Source organism: Paenibacillus sp. V4I3 (genome assembly GCF_030817215.1).
In the GTDB taxonomy this organism is placed as follows: Bacteria; Bacillota; Bacilli; order Paenibacillales; family NBRC-103111; genus Paenibacillus_E.
Genome location: NZ_JAUSZA010000001.1, coordinates 5,258,937 through 5,277,250, shown reverse-complemented (window position 1 = coordinate 5,277,250; position 18,314 = coordinate 5,258,937). Strand labels below are relative to the sequence as shown.

General features: G+C 41.1%; 21 protein-coding genes and 2 pseudogenes. 21 read left to right on the top strand and 2 right to left on the bottom strand.

Annotation, left to right across the window (positions count from 1 at the left end; all coding sequences use genetic code 11):
- The first annotated feature begins 3 nt into the window (after positions 1-3).
- The 12 genes and pseudogenes from QFZ77_RS24400 (at position 4) to QFZ77_RS24345 (ending at position 7,888) form a co-directional block, all read left to right on the top strand.
- Complete coding sequence (locus QFZ77_RS24400; RefSeq protein WP_307443322.1) at positions 4-1,185, top strand: acetyl-CoA C-acetyltransferase; 1,182 nt, start codon at positions 4-6, stop codon at positions 1,183-1,185.
- Between the two features lie 21 nt (positions 1,186-1,206).
- Positions 1,207-2,061 carry a 3-hydroxybutyryl-CoA dehydrogenase gene (locus QFZ77_RS24395; RefSeq protein WP_307443321.1) on the top strand — a complete coding sequence of 285 codons (855 nt, stop codon included), beginning with the start codon at positions 1,207-1,209 and terminating at the stop codon, positions 2,059-2,061.
- A gap of 171 nt (positions 2,062-2,232) precedes the next feature.
- Positions 2,233-2,589, top strand: a complete 357-nt coding sequence (locus QFZ77_RS24390; RefSeq protein WP_307443320.1) for a hypothetical protein — start codon at positions 2,233-2,235, stop codon at positions 2,587-2,589.
- Positions 2,590-2,601: 12 nt separating this feature from the next.
- Complete coding sequence (locus QFZ77_RS24385) at positions 2,602-2,949, top strand: DUF962 domain-containing protein (protein WP_307443318.1); 348 nt, start codon at positions 2,602-2,604, stop codon at positions 2,947-2,949.
- Positions 2,950-2,990: 41 nt separating this feature from the next.
- On the top strand, positions 2,991-3,551 hold the full coding sequence (locus QFZ77_RS24380; protein ID WP_307443317.1) for a hypothetical protein: 561 nt from the start codon (positions 2,991-2,993) through the stop codon (positions 3,549-3,551).
- Positions 3,552-3,576: 25 nt separating this feature from the next.
- Entirely contained in the window at positions 3,577-4,047 is a 471-nt protein-coding gene (locus QFZ77_RS24375) for a GNAT family N-acetyltransferase (protein ID WP_307443315.1), read from the top strand.
- A gap of 131 nt (positions 4,048-4,178) precedes the next feature.
- A pseudogene (locus QFZ77_RS24370) lies at positions 4,179-4,295 on the top strand (class I SAM-dependent methyltransferase); the annotation flags it as partial.
- Between the two features lie 311 nt (positions 4,296-4,606).
- Complete coding sequence (locus tag QFZ77_RS24365) at positions 4,607-5,512, top strand: S-layer homology domain-containing protein (protein WP_307443314.1); 906 nt, start codon at positions 4,607-4,609, stop codon at positions 5,510-5,512.
- A gap of 172 nt (positions 5,513-5,684) precedes the next feature.
- Complete coding sequence (mreB, locus tag QFZ77_RS24360; RefSeq protein ID WP_307443312.1) at positions 5,685-6,728, top strand: rod shape-determining protein; 1,044 nt, start codon at positions 5,685-5,687, stop codon at positions 6,726-6,728.
- Between the two features lie 14 nt (positions 6,729-6,742).
- The gene (locus tag QFZ77_RS24355; RefSeq protein WP_307443311.1) at positions 6,743-7,123 is read left to right on the top strand and encodes a hypothetical protein; all 381 of its coding nucleotides are present in this window, start codon (positions 6,743-6,745) and stop codon (positions 7,121-7,123) included.
- Between the two features lie 15 nt (positions 7,124-7,138).
- On the top strand, positions 7,139-7,399 hold the full coding sequence (locus tag QFZ77_RS24350; protein WP_307443310.1) for a hypothetical protein: 261 nt from the start codon (positions 7,139-7,141) through the stop codon (positions 7,397-7,399).
- 138 nt (positions 7,400-7,537) lie between these two features.
- Entirely contained in the window at positions 7,538-7,888 is a 351-nt protein-coding gene (locus QFZ77_RS24345; RefSeq protein ID WP_307443309.1) for a VOC family protein, read from the top strand.
- Between the two features lie 116 nt (positions 7,889-8,004).
- Here QFZ77_RS24345 and QFZ77_RS24340 read toward each other — a convergent pair whose 3' ends face one another.
- Positions 8,005-8,769, bottom strand: coding sequence for a C40 family peptidase (locus tag QFZ77_RS24340; RefSeq protein WP_307443308.1), 765 nt, complete (start codon positions 8,767-8,769; stop codon positions 8,005-8,007).
- 170 nt (positions 8,770-8,939) lie between these two features.
- On the opposite strand from QFZ77_RS24340, the gene QFZ77_RS24335 reads away from it, so the two are divergent.
- Positions 8,940-10,178 carry an MFS transporter gene (locus tag QFZ77_RS24335; protein ID WP_373462652.1) on the top strand — a complete coding sequence of 413 codons (1,239 nt, stop codon included), beginning with the start codon at positions 8,940-8,942 and terminating at the stop codon, positions 10,176-10,178.
- An 82-nt stretch (positions 10,179-10,260) separates the two neighbouring features.
- Here the strand turns inward: QFZ77_RS24335 and QFZ77_RS24330 are convergent, their stop codons facing one another.
- The gene (locus QFZ77_RS24330; RefSeq protein ID WP_029194957.1) at positions 10,261-10,443 is read right to left on the bottom strand and encodes a hypothetical protein; all 183 of its coding nucleotides are present in this window, start codon (positions 10,441-10,443) and stop codon (positions 10,261-10,263) included.
- A gap of 143 nt (positions 10,444-10,586) precedes the next feature.
- Between QFZ77_RS24330 and QFZ77_RS24325 the strand changes: the two genes are divergently transcribed.
- The 8 genes and pseudogenes from QFZ77_RS24325 to QFZ77_RS24290 all read left to right on the top strand — a co-directional run bounded on the left by QFZ77_RS24325 (position 10,587) and on the right by QFZ77_RS24290 (position 18,302).
- Complete coding sequence (locus tag QFZ77_RS24325; protein ID WP_307443306.1) at positions 10,587-11,093, top strand: DUF3189 family protein; 507 nt, start codon at positions 10,587-10,589, stop codon at positions 11,091-11,093.
- A 218-nt stretch (positions 11,094-11,311) separates the two neighbouring features.
- A complete protein-coding gene (locus QFZ77_RS24320; protein WP_307443305.1) occupies positions 11,312-12,154 on the top strand; it encodes a VOC family protein in 843 nt (280 codons plus the stop codon).
- A gap of 45 nt (positions 12,155-12,199) precedes the next feature.
- Positions 12,200-12,589, top strand: coding sequence for a MerR family transcriptional regulator (locus tag QFZ77_RS24315; RefSeq protein WP_307443303.1), 390 nt, complete (start codon positions 12,200-12,202; stop codon positions 12,587-12,589).
- An 82-nt stretch (positions 12,590-12,671) separates the two neighbouring features.
- Positions 12,672-13,533 (top strand): annotated as a pseudogene (locus QFZ77_RS24310) (aldo/keto reductase).
- 83 nt (positions 13,534-13,616) lie between these two features.
- On the top strand, positions 13,617-14,429 hold the full coding sequence (locus QFZ77_RS24305) for an alpha/beta fold hydrolase (RefSeq protein WP_307443302.1): 813 nt from the start codon (positions 13,617-13,619) through the stop codon (positions 14,427-14,429).
- A gap of 147 nt (positions 14,430-14,576) precedes the next feature.
- Positions 14,577-16,055: a spore germination protein gene (locus QFZ77_RS24300; protein WP_307449813.1), complete on the top strand. Its 1,479-nt coding sequence runs from the start codon at positions 14,577-14,579 to the stop codon at positions 16,053-16,055.
- 19 nt (positions 16,056-16,074) lie between these two features.
- Positions 16,075-17,184: a GerAB/ArcD/ProY family transporter gene (locus QFZ77_RS24295; protein ID WP_307443301.1), complete on the top strand. Its 1,110-nt coding sequence runs from the start codon at positions 16,075-16,077 to the stop codon at positions 17,182-17,184.
- Positions 17,181-18,302, top strand: coding sequence for a Ger(x)C family spore germination protein (locus QFZ77_RS24290; RefSeq protein ID WP_307443299.1), 1,122 nt, complete (start codon positions 17,181-17,183; stop codon positions 18,300-18,302). Before QFZ77_RS24295 ends, QFZ77_RS24290 begins: the two co-directional genes overlap by 4 nt.
- The last annotated feature ends 12 nt before the right edge of the window (positions 18,303-18,314 follow it).

The following is an 18,314-nucleotide window of genomic DNA, read 5'->3' as shown; positions in this document are numbered from 1 at the left end:
TCTATGAGAGAAAGTGTGATTGTGGGCGGTGCCCGAACTCCATTCGGTAAATTTGGCGGCGCTTTGAAAGAAGTCCCGGCTGTTGTTCTTGGTGGAACAGCGATTAAAGAGGCGATCATCCGATCTTCGATTGATCCGGCAACCATTGACGAAGTGCTTATGGGGATGGTACTGCAGGGAGGAACAGGACAAATTCCCTCTCGTCAGGCTGCCCGATGGGCCGGTCTGGACTGGAGAGTGACGACGGAGACCATTAACAAAGTATGCGCTTCCGGCCTGAGAAGTGTAACAATGGCAGATCAAATCATACGTTCAGGGGATGCAGATAGTATCGTAGCCGGCGGGATGGAAAGCATGAGCAATGCACCATTTGCCCTGCCAAGCGCCCGGTGGGGAGCAAGAATGGGAGATCAAAGCCTCGTGGATCTCATGATTCATGACGGTCTATGGTGTTCATTTCACAACGTGCATATGATTGTTCATGGCAGCACTGTAGCCGCAGAGTTCGGAATTAGCCGCGAATCACAGGATGATTGGGCACTCCGCAGTCATATTCGAGCCGTAGAAGCGATGAATAGGGGATATTTTGCGGAGGAAATCGTCCCAGTAACCATCGAGAAAAAGGATGGAACAATTGAAATTAGTCAAGACGAAGTCCCTAGAGCAGATACAAGTCTTGAAAAACTTACTGCATTACCTTCTTTGTTCACAGAGGATGGCACTATAACAGCTGGGAACGCCCCCGGCGTTAATGACGGCGCAGCTGCCATGGTGGTCATGTCCAAAGAAAAGGCTGTTTCTCAGGGGATAAAGCCTCTGGCAAGGATTATTGGTCACGCTGCTGTAGGTGAAAGAGCGCCATATATCGCGACCACACCAGCTACGGCGATTCTGAAGCTGTTGCGTCAAACGGCTATGTCTTTGGAGCAAATTGACAGGATCGAAGTAAATGAGGCCTTTGCGGCCGTTATGTTAACCAGCGGAAGATTGCTTGGCTGGAATCCGGAGCGAGTCAACGTAAATGGGGGAGCAATTGCACTTGGTCATCCCATTGGTGCCAGCGGGGCGCGAATCATACTCACTTTGATCCATGAACTGCGGAGAATTGGCGGAGGCTATGGGATTGCCGCGATATGCAGCGGTGCAGCTCAAGGGGACGCCATTCTTTTGCATGTAGATCCATAAGTTTGTGGCGGGGGTGAATAGATGAATATACAGAGTATCATGGTTGCTGGTGCGGGACAAATGGGGAGCGGCATCGTTCAAGTTGCTGCTGCTTCAGGCTTGAAGGTGTTATTGCATGATATTTCCATGGCTTTTATTGACAAAGGATTAGCTTCGATAAACAAACAACTATCTAGAGGTGTTGAGAACGGGGGCCTTACAGAAGCAAGAAAGGCTGAAATTCTAAGTCGAATACAACCTGCGGAGCAATTAGAACACGCGGAACAGGTTGATCTTGTAATAGAAGCCATTTCCGAGAATATGGTGTTGAAAACTTCACTATTCCAAAGGCTGGATGCCATTTGCCCGCCTAGAGTAATACTGGCATCGAATACGTCATCGCTTCCCATTACCGAAATTGCCGCGGTGACGGGGCGTCCGGCCCAGGTGATTGGCATGCATTTCATGAACCCAGTACCGGTTATGCCTTTAGTTGAAGTCATCCGAGGTTTGGAAACCTCGCAGGAAGTGTTCGAAGCTGTATATAAATTGAGTGAAAGAATGGGGAAGACCCCTGTAGAAGTGAAAGACTTTCCAGGGTTTGTGTCGAATCGTATCTTAATGCCGATGATTAACGAAGCTGTTTTTACCGTTTATGAAGGTGTTGCATCTGTTGAATCGGTCGACACCGTGATGAAGCTAGGCATGAAGCACCCCATGGGACCGCTAGAGTTGGCGGATTTCATCGGGTTGGATACATGTCTATCCATCATGGAAATTCTTTATGAAGGCTTTAAGGATTCGAAATATCGCCCATGTCCACTTCTGCGGAAGTATGTGAAAGCAGGGCGTTTGGGGCGCAAATCTGGTCAGGGGTTTTATTCGTATCATGGTTGAAAATAAGGATACCATTGGACAGTCACTTCACAGGGGGCTGTCCATTTTGATTCGACTATAAGTATATTTGAGAAAGGGGGGAGTTTGTGCAGGGATATTTTGGGATTTATTGAATTAAAACAAAGGAAGTTTTTGATGAAAAATTGATCAACCACTGAAAGGAATAAACGAATGACGATTATTGGGATAATTACAGCCATTATTTTTGCAATACTGATTTCTATTTATTTAGGGCCATTTGGGGGAATCGTTTTACTGGCTGTTATTTTTGGGCTTGTTCTAAGTGCACATCAAAGAAACAAAAAAATGTATGATGATATACAGAGAATTAAAGAACGATTAGGCATCGTGGATCGTAACGATTTTCATATGTCGAATGAGGAAATTGAAGAGGAACTTGAACTTGAAGTGCGTAGTGAATCCGAACAAAAGGAACTTGAAAAGATTAATGTAGAAATTGAAGATGAGCTTGAGGCTTATTTGAACAAAGTGAATGATAAAAATAAAGATATGGACACTAAAAAATGAGGAAAAATTGAGATGAGACTAAAGAAGTTCATACATCGAGTTCAACGCGATTTAGATTATTATTTGAAAGAGCATCAGAATAAGACCAATCGTATACTGCACTATTTTGCTTTTATGTCGGCTTTTATGGCTTGGCTATTTTTGTTTTATAGTCTAAAAGCAACGCTGATACTAGCCATGTTACATTACCTTTTATCGTGGATAGGACATTTCTATTTTGAGGGGAATAAACCGGCATCGTTTCGCTACCCACTTATAGGTTTCTATTCTGGGTTTACATGGTTTTTTATAAAGACGATTGAGATTGCAACTGGCAAAGAAATTTTGAACAAATGGTTAAATGAGAAACGTGAGGATTGAGAATGATTGAACTAAAAATTCGTTAAGTAAGGGATAAAAAAATGAATGATGAAAAATTTGAAGTAGATTGGGAAGTTTGTCAGAGCATTGAACGACTAACAAGAACGCTATTGAAACAAGGAACAACACCTGCCGTGGCAAGAGAACTCGTACTGAAATCAACCGAATATAAAGAGTGGACCTCAACTGTGCGATGCTTTTCTATATGTTGTAACGAAATAGAGTTTTATTTAGACCTGAAAGGTGCGGTTGAATTTGAGCAATATGATGAAGACTTAAGATCCCTTGCCCTGCAAGAAATGAATGGTATGTTGGGTTCATCAAAAAGGGATTGGCCATATGAAAACGATAGATTATTATTGCAAATGGGCATGCAGATCAAGCCAACTGAATTATCTTATGAAATGGGGAGGTTTAGTAAGTTATTAGGTTTTGAGACCTCAATTGGTCTTTTAGAATTTTTTTCTTTATTTACTGGAAACGCGAGTGGATTGCTAAATATCGATGAACAGAAATTAAGAACACTTGAGCAGAATATGATTAAAATTGAAGAGTTTGTTTCACTTTTTGAAAGTAAATATAGAAAAGCGGATAACAATTAGACATAGAGTGAGGATTGTGTATACCATGTCAATAGAAATTAGAGAAGCCAAAATAGAAGAAGTAGACATTGTATTTCGTACAATGCAAGAATCATTTATGGAATATAGTGGGAAACTGAATCCACCTTCAGGAGCACTTTCAGAAACGACTCAAAATGTAATAAATACCTTTAAAGAAGGTGGAGGAGCCGTATTAGCATGGAATGGAATTATGGCTGTAGGCTCAGCTAGATATAGATTTATTGAACATTATATTTATATTGGGAGAGTTTCAGTTATACGGGAATATCGCGGAAGAGGAATATGTAAATCTTTATTAAATTTTATAGAAAACAAAGCATTGTCAATGGGAATTAAAGAATCAAAAGTTGCGGTAAGGTTGTCGATTCCAGAAAACATAGATATGTATAAACGGCTCAAATACGAAGTAATTGAACATGAATTTTATCCTGATCGAGCAGATAGCTGGTATGTAATGAGTAAGAAACTGTATTAATCCATTTGTATTATCTGCGAATAGATCTCTGGAATCGTCACGCCCGGTGTGGTAAAGATGATATCCGTGTGAATGTATTTCTTTTTGAATAATAGTTGCAGTTTTTCCAGAAGAAAATGAGGAAAACAAAAATGGACAATAGGATCAAAATCATTAGAGATGAAGAGCGGAAATATCATGAAGCTTGTTATGATAACTACAAATTATTTGAAGAGGGATCATGGCTATCAAAGCCAGTAAAAACAGTATGCCAAACAATTATTATCATCGGCGTATCCAGACTGGACAATAATATTTACTACTTTAAAAGCATTGCAATTTAATATAGAGAGAAATGGGCGCGAAATTCTGCTTAAGAGTGATTGTTTGACGTACGTCGTTCAAAGAAATAAGGAGAATAATTCATGATCTGAAAAGAAGTTTGAACTTCATTTAAAAGATGATTAAGCCGGGGGAAATCCTTCGGTTTTATTTTTTTTTGAAATCACTGAAACATTTATCACGTACGATACGTTAATAGAGTGTAATAAGATAATCAACTAAAAGGAGAGAATTAACTATGAAAAAGATAGCAGCTTTAACTTTGACGACAGCTTTAGTTAGCAGTTTGACTTTTAGCAGTGCCTTCGCTTTTACGGATGTAGAGGAAGGACAAGCAGCAGCAATCTCTGCTCTACAAGAACGCGGAATCGTGAGCGGTATTGATAAGGATCATTTCGTCCCAAAAGGAAAAATTAGTTATGCTCAAACCGTTCAAATGATTGTTAAAGGCATGAATTTAAATATGGATACATTGCGTTTTATTAAACAGCCATTAGCTTCTGACACTTTTACCAACATTCCGAATGATGCTTGGTATGCGGAGGCCTTTATCATAGCGCACTACAACGGTATGAACATTCCGAAGGATGTAAACCCGAACGCTACGATAACTCGTGAACAATTTGGGGAAATGCTCGTACGAGCTTTGGAAAAGAAGGGCAATTTCCCACTGGTGAAAATGTTTATCCCGATCAAAGATGAGGATCAAATTACACCCGAGTATCAAGGGGCTCTACAACGTTTGCTGCTTTACAAAATTGCCGTTCTAGACAATAATGGCAAGTTTAATCCCAAAGCCGAGCTTACTCGCGGTGAAGCTGCTGGATGGATCTTTAATGCGATTCGCGTCTTAGAAACACATATCCAAAAACCGGCACCTATTGAAGAGGTATCCGTAACTGTGGAGAAAGTAACTGACGATGTGAACAAGGTTACCTTATCAAGAGGTCAAAAACCGAATTCAGGTTACAGTATTACCATTCAAAATGTTCGATTTGACCAAAACGGTCAAGCGGTGATTTCGTATACCCTGCAAGATCCAAAACCAGACACGATGTATGCTGATGTGATAACGGAGGCGAAAGCCGTAACTTACGTTTCCTCCGCTTATAAAGCAGTAGCAGAACCAGCAGCTGCCAACTAAATTAAGCTTACTTGAGAGTGCCGCTCACCTATATGGTGGGTGGCATTTTTTGGCTTACCCCCCTAGAATGGCTGCTTTATGCGAACAAGTATGAAGATGCAGTTAAGTCAAAATCAAATAATATACACGCTACTATGGGCATAGTCTATTGAACAGCGAGAAGGAGCGAGTCATGTTAAAGAGATTGGAAGAACTGTTTGGAGTCGACCTGGGCACCTGTAACACACTTATTTATCAACAAAAAAAAGGGATTGTATTGTCAGAGCCATCTGTCGTCGCCATTCAAACGGATACGGGGGAAATTAAAGCTTTTGGCCAAGAAGCCTATAATATGATTGGAAGAACTCCTGCTAATGTGGAAGTAATCTATCCCTTAAAGGATGGGGTTATAGCCAATTTTGATATGACCTTAGCGATGCTGAAGTATTTTATAGGCAAAATAAAAAGAGGTTATCAATGGTTTCGCAGCTTCCAAGTGCTGATCTCCGTGCCTTGTGGAATAACGAATGTGCAGAAGCGTGCCGTTGAAGAAATGATTGTACATAAAGGAGCAAGAAGATCGATCACCATCGAGGAGCCATTAGCTGCAGCTATGGGCGCCGGGCTTCCTGTTGCAGAACCAATTGGAAGTATGGTACTTGATATCGGCGGAGGGACAAGTCAAGTAGCCATCATCTCACTTGGTGGAATTGTCGTAAGTGAGTCGGTTCGCCGTGGAGGCATGTCAATTGATCAGGATATTATCGAATATGTGAAGAAAACTTATAATATGGCCATTGGAGAACGGACTGCGGAGGAGATCAAGAAGAACGTTGCTGCCGTTGTGATGCCTTTGAAAGAAGTGAAGATGGATATAAGAGGGCGTGACCTCATGCAGGGCTTGCCCAGAACGATTTCGATTTCATCGCAGGAAATTTACGAGATTATGGATGATTTTGTGAAATCGATTCTGGAATGCATTCGACTCGCGATGGAGAAATGCCCGCCAGAACTTGCTGGTGATGTGATGGAGCAGGGCATTCTGTTATGTGGGGGAGGCGCATTGCTGGAAGGGTTGGATAAGCGGCTTCAGCAAGACATAGGCGTTCCTGTTCATCTCGCAGAGCACCCGATGGAATGTATTGCTCATGGTACAGGGAAAATGATAAACTTCAATGGGGCGATTATTGAGCGGTCTGAAAAGATTGTGACAGAAGATCGAGAAAGCGTCCTGTAAAGGAGGCTTTTCTATTGAAATTTAGAGCAGTATCTGATCAGACGAAAATGAATGTTATGCTTTGGAGTATTAAAAAGGAAATCATGAAAGAGAATAAATATTTAGAATCCCTATCTTATGACCCTACGCCAATTATGGAGGTCGTGAAACACCACATCGATAGATGGGACCCCGTAAAGCTTCTAGCGATGGATTGTCCGGATGATGAGTATGATGGTGAAACGCGAACGATAACCATTTATATCACTAAACATATAGATGATCTGGATGCTCCATCTCTCGGTAAGGCGATTAATAAGGTATTGGCTGATTCCTTTCGTGATGAATTTCATGCAGACGAACAGTCTGTTGAAATAGCTTCAAGTATCATTCATTCACTAAGATCAGGCGTATAGAAATGGGGTGTTGTTGTGAGCGAAATGCTTAACAAATACTGCGCCAAAATATTCGGTAAAACGGGTGTTATTATCGAGATTGGCATCGTAAAAAAGGTTGCGAGCCGGACGGTTCATGTCGATTGGGGAACCAAAACGTGGATCTATCAGAATAAAGATTTCATCTGGGCACCGCTATCTAAAGAAGAGTTTGAAGAGAAGTATAAGAAACCTAAATTTTCTGAAGGGGCGCTTGCCCGTGCCCTGGAATTAGGTTTAAAGATTACTTATAATTAATACCAAAAAGAAGCCGTTCCTTGGTCATCAAGGATCGGTTTTTTTTGGTTATTTTTCAGAAATAAATTTATTTACATGGGAACAAATATTCGGTATTATGGAAGTGGGTATAAATTCCAATTACGGAGGTTGAATCATTTGGGTCGTGTTGTGTTATTTGAAATGAATAGTCAAGATCCGGAACGTGCTGCAAGTTTTTATTCGTCTGTTTTTGGCTGGAAGATTGCAGAGCCTAACTGGGGATATCACCCAGTGACTACAGGAAATGATGATAAATCTGGCATTAATGGCGGTATTTCTAAGGGACCCAGTGATTTTCCACACGGAATAAGAATTCAAATCGAAGTTGACAACATAGATGAAGCACTTACTAAATCTGTTGAATCGGGAGCACAAGTTGTTCGTGGTAAAATGGAATTTGATGATTTTTATCTTGCCTATTTAGTGGATCCAGTAGGGAATGGGATCGGTTTAATACAAAATAAATAATCAATAGATAGAGGCGTGTTCTTTAGAAAAGAACACGTCTCTTTTACTTGCGAGAACATTCCCAAGATTGTTTGAGATATGCGCAGGAAAAACATAACTAAACGCTAAAATAAGGATTATTTAGTATCTAGTACCGAACCACCTAAGACAAAGCGATAGGTTAGATGATTATTGGCAACTTCATCAATACGTACGCCACCTGTGGCCGCTGAGGCTGTATGTATGATTTTGCCATTACCCAAATAGAGACCAACATGTGTAATGTTTTCGATTGATTTATCAATTCCAGTGTAATTATTCGGATCTGTCCCTTTAAAACTGACGAAGAAAAGTAAATCTCCACGCTGGGCTTGATCGATAGATGTGTAAGTCCGATTGGAAAAAGATTGAACATAGGACGCTTGACTTCGAGAATCATTTGGGATATCCATCCCTAGAGAAGAAAGATAAACCCAATGTGTGAAGTCGGAGCAGTCAAATGTGGATGGGTCCGATCGATCCGAACTGAATTCGTATGGAGTTCCATAGTACATAGCGGCTTGTGAGATCACATTTTCTGCATAATTACCTTCTTTGGGCTGGATGGAGGGATTGGGCCATACTTGAACGAGTCCTTGAGTTCCTCCGAGGATTTTGATAGAGCTATTAGTGGAAGAAGCGGCATCTTGAGCGCGATAGCCACGTTTTTCTAGTTCGATGTTGGCATCACCCCTTTGAAGCAGCAAGTCTTGATTTGTAATTTTAGGATCCAACAGCCGACTATCCATACCGCCTTGCTGCGTGGAGACTCCAATTTTTTGAGGGGTAACATCCCTTTTACCGCACCCAGACAAAACAAGTATACAGCTGAATACTATAAGTAATTTTTTTGTGTGTTTCATGACTTCCTCCTATAGTTGATACCCATATTATGTTTAGATCGATCATATTTAATCCGATGGGTAGAGCGATCAACTTGAAGTTTGATTATTAGTTGCAGAGGGAGTGTTTTTCTGTGAAGTAACACAAAATAGGATAAGGCAAGCTAATGTGATGATTAGGAGAATGCGTTTTGAATGTGAATAAAACAAATTTGTTACGTGAACCGGCAAAACGAAAGTTGCTTTTCAGCACAGGTATTAGCTGGTTGTTCGACGCTATGGATGTAGGGATTATCTCGTTTATTGTTGCTGCGTTAGCAGTCGAATGGAAATTAGGTGCTCAGCAGATTGGTCTATTGGCAGCCATTAATTCCATCGGAATGGCCGTAGGGGCTTTATTAGCAGGCTCCCTAGCTGATCGTTACGGACGCCGGATGGTATTACTTGGAACGCTTATTATGTTTTCCGCTGCCAGCGGACTCTCTGCTCTTGCCACTAGCTTTGTTATGCTATGTGTCTTGCGTTTCGTTACTGGAGTAGGGCTTGGAGGGGAACTTCCTGTCGCGTCAACTCTTGTTTCTGAGTCATTTCCCCTTAGTGAAAGGGGACGTGCTGTCGTGCTGCTAGAAAGCTTCTGGGCGTGCGGGTGGATCGTCGCGGCGCTCATCGCTTACTTCGTCATTCCTACTTATGGCTGGCGTGCGGCCTTTGTTATCGGTGCGCTGCCGGCCTTATATGCTTTATACCTCAGACGATCGATTCAAGATTCACCTCGATTTACCGAGCTGCGTAGCCGGAAATTGTCATTCCGCAAACGTGTAGCTTCCGTATGGTCATCTAAATATCGAAGATCCACCTTAACTCTTTGGATTTTGTGGTTCACGGTGGTGTTTTCCTATTACGGCATGTTTCTATGGCTTCCAACCGTGATGGTTCTTAAGGGTTTTGGTCTCGTGAAAAGCTTTCAATATGTATTGATTATGACGTTGGCACAGCTTCCAGGTTATTTTACAGCTGCTTATTTTATTGAGAAATTTGGCCGTAAGTTTGTGCTCGTCACCTATTTGCTGCTGACGGCAGCAAGCGCACTATGGTTCAGTAATGCTGAAACAGAAGGGATGTTGATAGCAGCCGGTGTTAGCTTATCTTTTTTTAATCTTGGTGCATGGGGAGCCATGTATGCCTATACACCTGAGTTGTACCCGACTGAAGTACGCTCAACGGGTGTTGGGCTTGCCGCATCTTTCGGACGTATCGGCGGTATTATTGGTCCGTACCTTGTGGGTTTGCTGGTGGCGAGTAATAAAGCAATCAACTCCATTTTTATGGTATTCTTTGTAGCGATTGTCATCGGAGCACTGGTTTTATTGTTTTTTGGCAAAGAAACAAAAAATGCGGACCCCGATTATACAGCTGATCCTACTCAATGAATATTCCAAGATGACGTAGTGACAACAAAAAACCACGCATCAGTGCGTGGCTTCTCTGTATATTTCTCTAATCCGTTACAAATTACGTGGTCTCACGTTCAATGATTTCCTCTAGTTCTGAACTGTGCTCGTTAGCCGCTGCAATGATTTCTTGATCTACCTTATTTTTTCCTTGCATGAGTTCTGCCGCTTGCGCCTGATTGTTTAACTGCTCTATTTCTTGGCCGATCCCATGCGCTCCTTGATGTCCACTGTTTGTTGTCATCGTTAAGAATGCTCCCTTGCTGTTATTTAATAGGATACAACAAACTGTAATATGCTCGAGAATAGGGTTGTTTTATTCATTATAGGAGATAATGAGTAAAGAAGCTTTATACAATATTGTTCTCTGGGTGGTGGGTTTGAACTATGATCTATATTTACAACGATTTCGGGGGAACTCATACAACAGTTTTAGCTGCAGCTTATCATCTCAATAAGTTGGACGCTTCTCACGAGCCTACAAAAAATGAAATATTGAATACACACAATTTCAATAAGCTAGTTTATAAAGACAGAGGGAAATTATACTTTCATGGCAAGGACGAGGATGGCAATAAAGTATACACAATGGGCAGAGGAAGGTCTAAAATCCTAATTCCAGGCGTTTTTAATTTCATTGATATGCTGATTGAAGAAGAGGTTCTCAACGAAAAAATCATTTTATCTAATACGTCTCCGACTGTGCCTTTTGCGATGACCTGCGGTGGTATGCTTTCACGATGGTTGAAAATTGATTTCATAGGTGTGCCCTTATTGGTTATAGGGGCAAAACAAGCCTATAAAGACATTTTTAATCTCGTTCAACATACGAAACAGACCGCAAAATCGTCAAGCTCCCAATTAATTATGCTTGATAATAAAGATTTCAAGTAAGTAGGATTGAAATGAATAAGATAACTCGAGCAGGCGCCGCGGCGACCTGCTTTTTTCATAATAACTTTGTGGCAACATCTATTGCTTACTCAGTCAAAAATAACTTGACTTGGTGTTAACTCCAAGTTATAGAATCTAAGGGTAAGGCAAAGTGATCAAGATGAACATTTACGCATCAACCATAGTTGAATGTCCAATATATAATGGGAGGTACTCATATGAAGTTTCATCAACAACCAATTACATTTGTTAGTCATGTACATTTAATCGTTGAAAAGCTTGAAAGGTCTTTATCATTCTACCAAGGGGTATTAGGTTTTCAACTTTTGGATCGTACAGAAACCTCAGTTTCACTGACGTTAAACGGAAAGGATGTTCTAGTAACCCTAGAGCAGCCAGCAGATGTCTTACCGAAAGAAACACGTCGTTCAGGACTTTATCATTATGCGATACTTCTACCGGACCGGAAAGAGCTGGCAAAAGTCATTCAGCACTTTATCGATATTAGATACCCGTTACAAGGAATATCCGATCATCTTGTGAGTGAGGCGCTGTACTTAGCGGACCCGGACGGGAATGGGATGGAAATTTATGTAGACCGTCCTTCAGACAGTTGGGAATGGATTGGGGAACAAGTTAGCATGTCAACCGAACAGGTTGATTTACGCAGTCTTTTGTCTGAAACGAATGGAGAGAAGTTCACGGGTTTGCCGTCTGAAACCATTATGGGGCATATTCATCTACATGTTTCAGACCTCGCAAAAGCGGCGGAATTTTATATCCATGGACTTGGGTTTAAGGTTGTTTATCAAATAAGCAATCAAGCGCTCTTTATTTCGAGTGGAGGATACCATCATCATATTGGATTAAACATCTGGAACGGTAAAGGCGTACAAGCACCATCTCGTAACAGCGTTGGTCTGAAATATTTCACGATAGTATTTGCCGATGATATAACTAGAGATGCTGCGACAAGGAATCTAGAACGGTTGGGCTATCCTGTAAACGAATATACAGCAGTTGACCCATCAGGAAATCATATTGTGTTGACTGTGAATTGAATTCGTTATTACTTCTAAACGGATCAGAAAGCATGTGATGAAATTATGACCAAAGTCATTGAGTATACGATCAAACAAACGGCAGAGCAAACCGGATTAACTGAAGATACGATTCGTTACTACGAGAAAATCGGTCTTCTACCACGAGCGGAACGAAAGATAAGTGGTCACCGCGTATACCATACAGAGGATATTAAGACCATGAAGCTCATTCAATGTCTGAAAAAAACCGGGATGTCGCTTGACGATATGAAGCCGTATTTGCAGCTCTCTTATGATGCTGATCTTACAGAATTTCCTGAAATATATGGAAAGCTTCAAAATCATAAGAAAAGTATCGAAAATCAAATGGCCGAATTACAGATAATTAAGGATTTTATCGATCAGAAATTAAAAAGCGGGAAATTCGGTCCACCAGACTCATTTGAACAATAAAAAAAGCACTTGACTTGGAGTTGACTCCAAGTAATACGATGGCTCTGTTAGAATAACTTTGAAATAAAAAGGAGCCATTACGATGAATAATAACAGAACACCAATTGGTAGAACAGGGTTAAGTGCCTTCAAGATTGGATTAGGTGCAGGTGCTGTAGGCAATCAAATGATGTATCCAAATGTAACCGAGGAAACCGGAAAACAGCTTATACACACTGCTCTAGATGAAAATATTAACTTTATCGATACCGCTTATTTATATGGGTTCGGAAGGTCTGAACAATTGATTGGCGAAATTATCAAAGAAAGAGGTGGACGTGATCGTCTTGTTATCTCCACGAAAGCATCTGCTGATATCAAGTATATAGATGGCGTCATGGAAGTGGATAACAGCCGGCCTGCCCTTCGACAATCTATTGAAGACAGCCTAGCACGGCTGCAAACCGATTACTTGGATATTTTCTTCCTTCACTTCCCGGATAACAAAACCCCGCTTGCAGAAGTAGCCCGTACCATGGCTGAATTGAAGCAGGAAGGCAAAGTTAAAGCAATTGGTGTATCCAACGTCACTATTGATCAATTGAAAGCATTTAATACGGATGATCATTTGGATATCCTGCAGGTACAAATATTCAGGTTTACTTACGGGTAAATATACGAAGAATGAAACATTTGATGATTTGTCTCGAATGAATAATCCTCTGTTCCAAAGGGAAGCGTATCTTACCAATCTCAAACGTGTTGAACAGTTAAAGGAATTCGCTTTGAATAAAGGAGTCGAAACAGCACAAGTAGCTCTAGCTTGGTTATTAACAAGACCCAGGGTAGATATCATTATTCCTGGAGCTAAGCGCCCCGATCAAATCAAGAGTAATATTCAAACCTTAAACGTTCATTTAAGTGAAGACGAAATTCAATCGGTCAGTGATATGTTCAAAATTTAATGTTGTTTACAAAATTGCTGCCAAACATTAAGAATGCCGATAGGCATGCACCTATTTTTGCGCATGTGAATATCTTGTTGCACATGAGTAATTTATTAGAGGAGCATGTCCAAATGGGATATTATGTTAATGTAGAAGCAGGAGTAAAAATATTTATTGAAGATGTAAACCCGGAGGGTAATAAGACCATCCTGTTTATTCATGGTTGGCCTTTAAGCCATAAGCAGTTTGAATATCAGTTTAATGTTCTGCCGGCAATGGGATATCGCTGCATTGGTATTGACTGGAGAGGCTTCGGTAATTCAGACAAACCGTTTAGTGGCTATCATTATGACAGATTGGCGGATGATATTCGTGCTGTAGTTGGAGCGCTTAGATTAGAGAATTGCACATTAGCGGGTCACTCGACAGGGGGAGCGATCGCAATACGATATATGGCGCGATATAATGGCTATGGTGTATCTAAACTAGTCCTAATAGACGCTGCAGCTCCTAGAGGTTTTACACCAGAAACGGCGAATAAATTCCTCATCGAGAATGCTAATGATCGCCCCAAAATGCTGCAAGGTATCACGGACACGTTTTTCTTTCAATATATAACCGGGCCATTCTCGGATTGGTTTTTTCAGATGGGATTAGAAGCTGCTGGCTGGTCAACTGCTGCAGTAATAAAGTTATTAAGAGATGAGAACGTATCCCAAGATCTTCATCAAATATTCGTACCAACATTAATAATTCATGGCATCCATGACAAAGTGATTCCATTTGCACAAGCGCTGGAAGTAAATAAAGTAATAAGAAATTCGCAGCTCGTTCCATTTCAATACAGTGGCCATGGCCCTTTTTGGGAGGAACGGGATCGATTTAACCAGGTACTTACTCAATTTATTGGCTAAACTAACGGGCCTCACGCCCTTAAGAACCATCGCAACCAAAGCGATGGTTTTTTACGTTTTTCAAAGCTATATGGGATTGTTTTCCTGATCTTTTGACATACTATGCGATATGGCATTGTGAAACGAGGGATTTTTATCGTGCAGAACATGAAAAAGTACATACCTGCCGATATTATCGAGCTGGAACAGCTGCTACAGGAATCTCTTAATGAAAATCCGAATTTAATTGCCAAGTATGTCATGCTAGGACAACAAACGGCTGCTCTCTATTATTTAGAAACATTAGTGGATCAGGATTTGCTCCAAAGGGATATTATCCAGCCATTATTAAGTTTAAGTGATGTCCTTTCAGTAAATGTAACAGACCGATTCCCTGTTGCAGGGATTGTTGAGGTTAAAGATATTCAGGCTGTTGTGGAAAAATTATTGCTAGGCTGGGTGTATCTTCACGCCGATGATAGCAGCTTCAATTTTCTGCTGAATGTGTACAAGCCTCCTAATCGGAGCTTTTCAAAAGCTGACATTGAAAGCCAAGTATTTGGTCCACAGATCGCATTCAACGAAATATTAAGGTCCAATGTTGCCTTGCTCCAAATGTATCTCCCGAGTCCAAACTTATGTCAGGAGAACCTGGAAGTTGGCGTAGAAATCAAGACACAAGTGGCGATGTTTTATATCAAAAATCTTACAGATAATGAACTCGTTAAACGAGTGCGCGACAGGATCAATAATCTTGAGATAGATGGTGTGGTATCCAGTGCACAACTAGTTCAGTTCATAGAGGATAATAAATTTACGATCTTCCCACAGTTTGTTATGACCGAACGTGTAGACCGTACTTCGTTCTCCCTATCAGAGGGGAAAATTGTGCTGTTTGTTTCTGGAAGTCCGTTCGCCATTGTATGCCCATCGACGATGATGGATTTCTTCTCTTCCCCTGAAGACCATCAAGTTCGGTGGAATATGGCTACTTTCTTCCGGCTTTTACGGGTTGGAGCCATGGTTTTATCCTTACTATTCACACCCATATATGTAGCAGCATTAACATACCATTATGAAATCATTCCTTCTGCCATGGTCGTGCCGCTGGCTGAATCCCGAACACGAGTACCATTTCCCCCCTTAATGGAAGCCTTGTTTTTGGAAATAACGATTGAACTGCTCCGTGAAGCTGGTGCAAGACTTCCGACCAAGATTGGCCAAACAATCGGAATCGTAGGTGGTATCGTTATCGGACAGGCCGCCGTACAGGCAGGATTTACTAGTAATATTCTCATTATCATCGTAGCACTAGGAACGTTGGCATCGTTTATAACACCGATTTATCTAATGGGTATTACGATTCGTATCATCCGGTATCCAATCATTATACTTGCAGGCTTTTATGGAGGAATTGGGATCATGATTGGTATCTGCTTTTTGGTGATTCACCTTCTTCGTTTAACTAGTCTGGGACAGCCTTATTTGTACCCCCTCTATCCGTTTCGGAAAGGGGATTTGAAAGACAGCATTTTGAGATTACCTTTCAATTTTTTGCGTGAACGCTCCATGTATATCCGTGGCGATGACACCAACAGGTTTGAGGAACAAGAGATTGTGACTAGCCACAGCGATATTGATGAATAATGGACAAGGAGGAGTAAAGGTGAAGACTGGTAGTCCTCCAAAGAGATTGATGTTTAGTTCCTTTCTCTTATTCTTTGTTATTCTTTCCAATCAGATAGGAACTGGTTTGTCTGGATTTCAGCGTATTATTTTCCAATCGGCGGGGCATGATGCGTGGATATCCGTCTGCATGGCTGGGGTATGGTCTCATCTAACGGTTTGGGTCATGCTGCGAACTCTTAAGCTGAATCCGAATATGGACCTCTATGAAGTTCACAGAGACCTTTATGGTCGATATTTCGGGGGGATAATCAACACAATTGTTATGTTGTATATGCTAACTGCTGTCTTGGTGATATCCCGCAATTATGTAGAAATGGTCCAGACCTGGATATTCCCGGACCTACCCACATGGCTGCTGAGCACTTTTTTGGCTATGTTAACTAATTATGGCGTTCTTGGCGGTATTCGGGTTGTAGTGGGGATCTCCTTTATGTCCGCAATATTGACAACATGGTTGATAGTATTTTTGTACTTTCCTATTCGGTATGCAGAATGGACACATCTTACTCCGATAATGGAAGCAAGCATTTCTGAATTAGTTCAAGGCATGGTTAAAATGTCTTTGACCATCGTCGGTTTCGAAATTCTGATGTTTTTGTATCCTTTTATTCGTAATAAACACCGTGCCCCTTTGGCCGCCCATTTAGGACTTATTACCACCACTGTCATCTATGTAGCTGTTATGGTGGTCACGCTTGTTTACTTTAGTCCTGGACAATTATCGAAGACCGTTTGGGCTACGTTCAGCCTTTTTAAGATTGTTGTGTTTCCATTTCTGGAACGCTTTGAATATGTGGCTATAAGTATATGGATGTTGATCGTCCTTCCCAACTTAATGATGTACATGTGGGCAGCGTCCAAAGGAATTAAACGAATATTTGGATGGAAGCAAAAATATGCCCTTTATACCTTTGCTCTTATACTGGTTGTTGTATCGATCTTTTTTAAAACACGATTACAGATTAATACTTTAAATGACATCTTTTCGAAAGTGGCCCTGAGATTTGTATTTGCTTATCCCTGGGTACTTTACGCAGCTGTCTTACTCAAACAACATTTTCACAAGAAAAGAGAGGGGATACAATGAGGAAATCCCTGCTAGTTCTGTCGGTTATCGTACTACTTTTTCCTACTGGCTGTGTGCAAAAGAGGATTTTAGAAGAATTAGGACTCATCGTCATTGTTGGTTATGATCCTCAAGAGAATGACCGCATCAAGGGAACAGCGCTGCTCCATCAAATAGATCCGGAAGCGAAAGAAAAGGTTCAGGTAGTCGTTACAACCGGTAACACAAGCAAAGGGGTTCGAAATGCTCAGAACCGTGAAGTATCCAAGCGTGTCGTTGGTGGACAGCTCCGAATTGCCATGTATAATGAGAAGTTGGCCCGGAGTGGGATCTTAACCCTTACCGATACGCTCTCAAGAGACCCTTCCATTTCAGATACAATGTATGTAACTGTAAGTAAAGGGAGCAGTGAAAATATTATCACGCATCGATTTCCGGAAATAAGCAATATCGGAACTTACCTCTATAAAATGATTCGTCAAAATATTCAAGGAGAACAAATTCTTTCATGCACGCTTCATGAATTTATTCATGATGTATATGCAGTAGGAAAAGACCCGGTTCTCCCTATTGTTGAGCGTTCTGGCGACGAAATTTCAATGCATAATACGGCAATGTTTCAGAATGATAAGATGGTAGGAGGGCTTAAGGTGGACGAGGCTTTTCTGCTTAAACTTATTCGAGATCGTTACAGAGCTGGTGCGTTGGAGTTAACCTTGGACGCTGAACCTTTTAAACAAATTAAGTCAGGTATTCAGACGGATAAAATTAATATCGTGATAGAAAATATCACAAGTTCCAGTAAAATTAAGCTAGTAGACCCCACTATTCCGTCATTTTCTGTCCATATATCTATGCATGCCAGAATTCAAGAGATTTCAAACGAGATGAATTTAGGAGAACCAAAGGTCGTTCATGCCCTCGAAAGCGAGATTGCCAAGGAATTAGTTCGGCGTGCGCAACATCTGATTACCAAAACCCAAGCGGTTCAATCGGATCCGATCGGTTTTGGTGAAACTTATATTTCTAAAGTACGACACTCCAATCTGACGGATGAGAAGTGGAGGGAGATGTATCCCAAAGCCAAGGTCCAAGTGGATATCAAAGCAATCATGGTTCGCTCAGGTGTGATTGAATAGTTGTTTTGAATC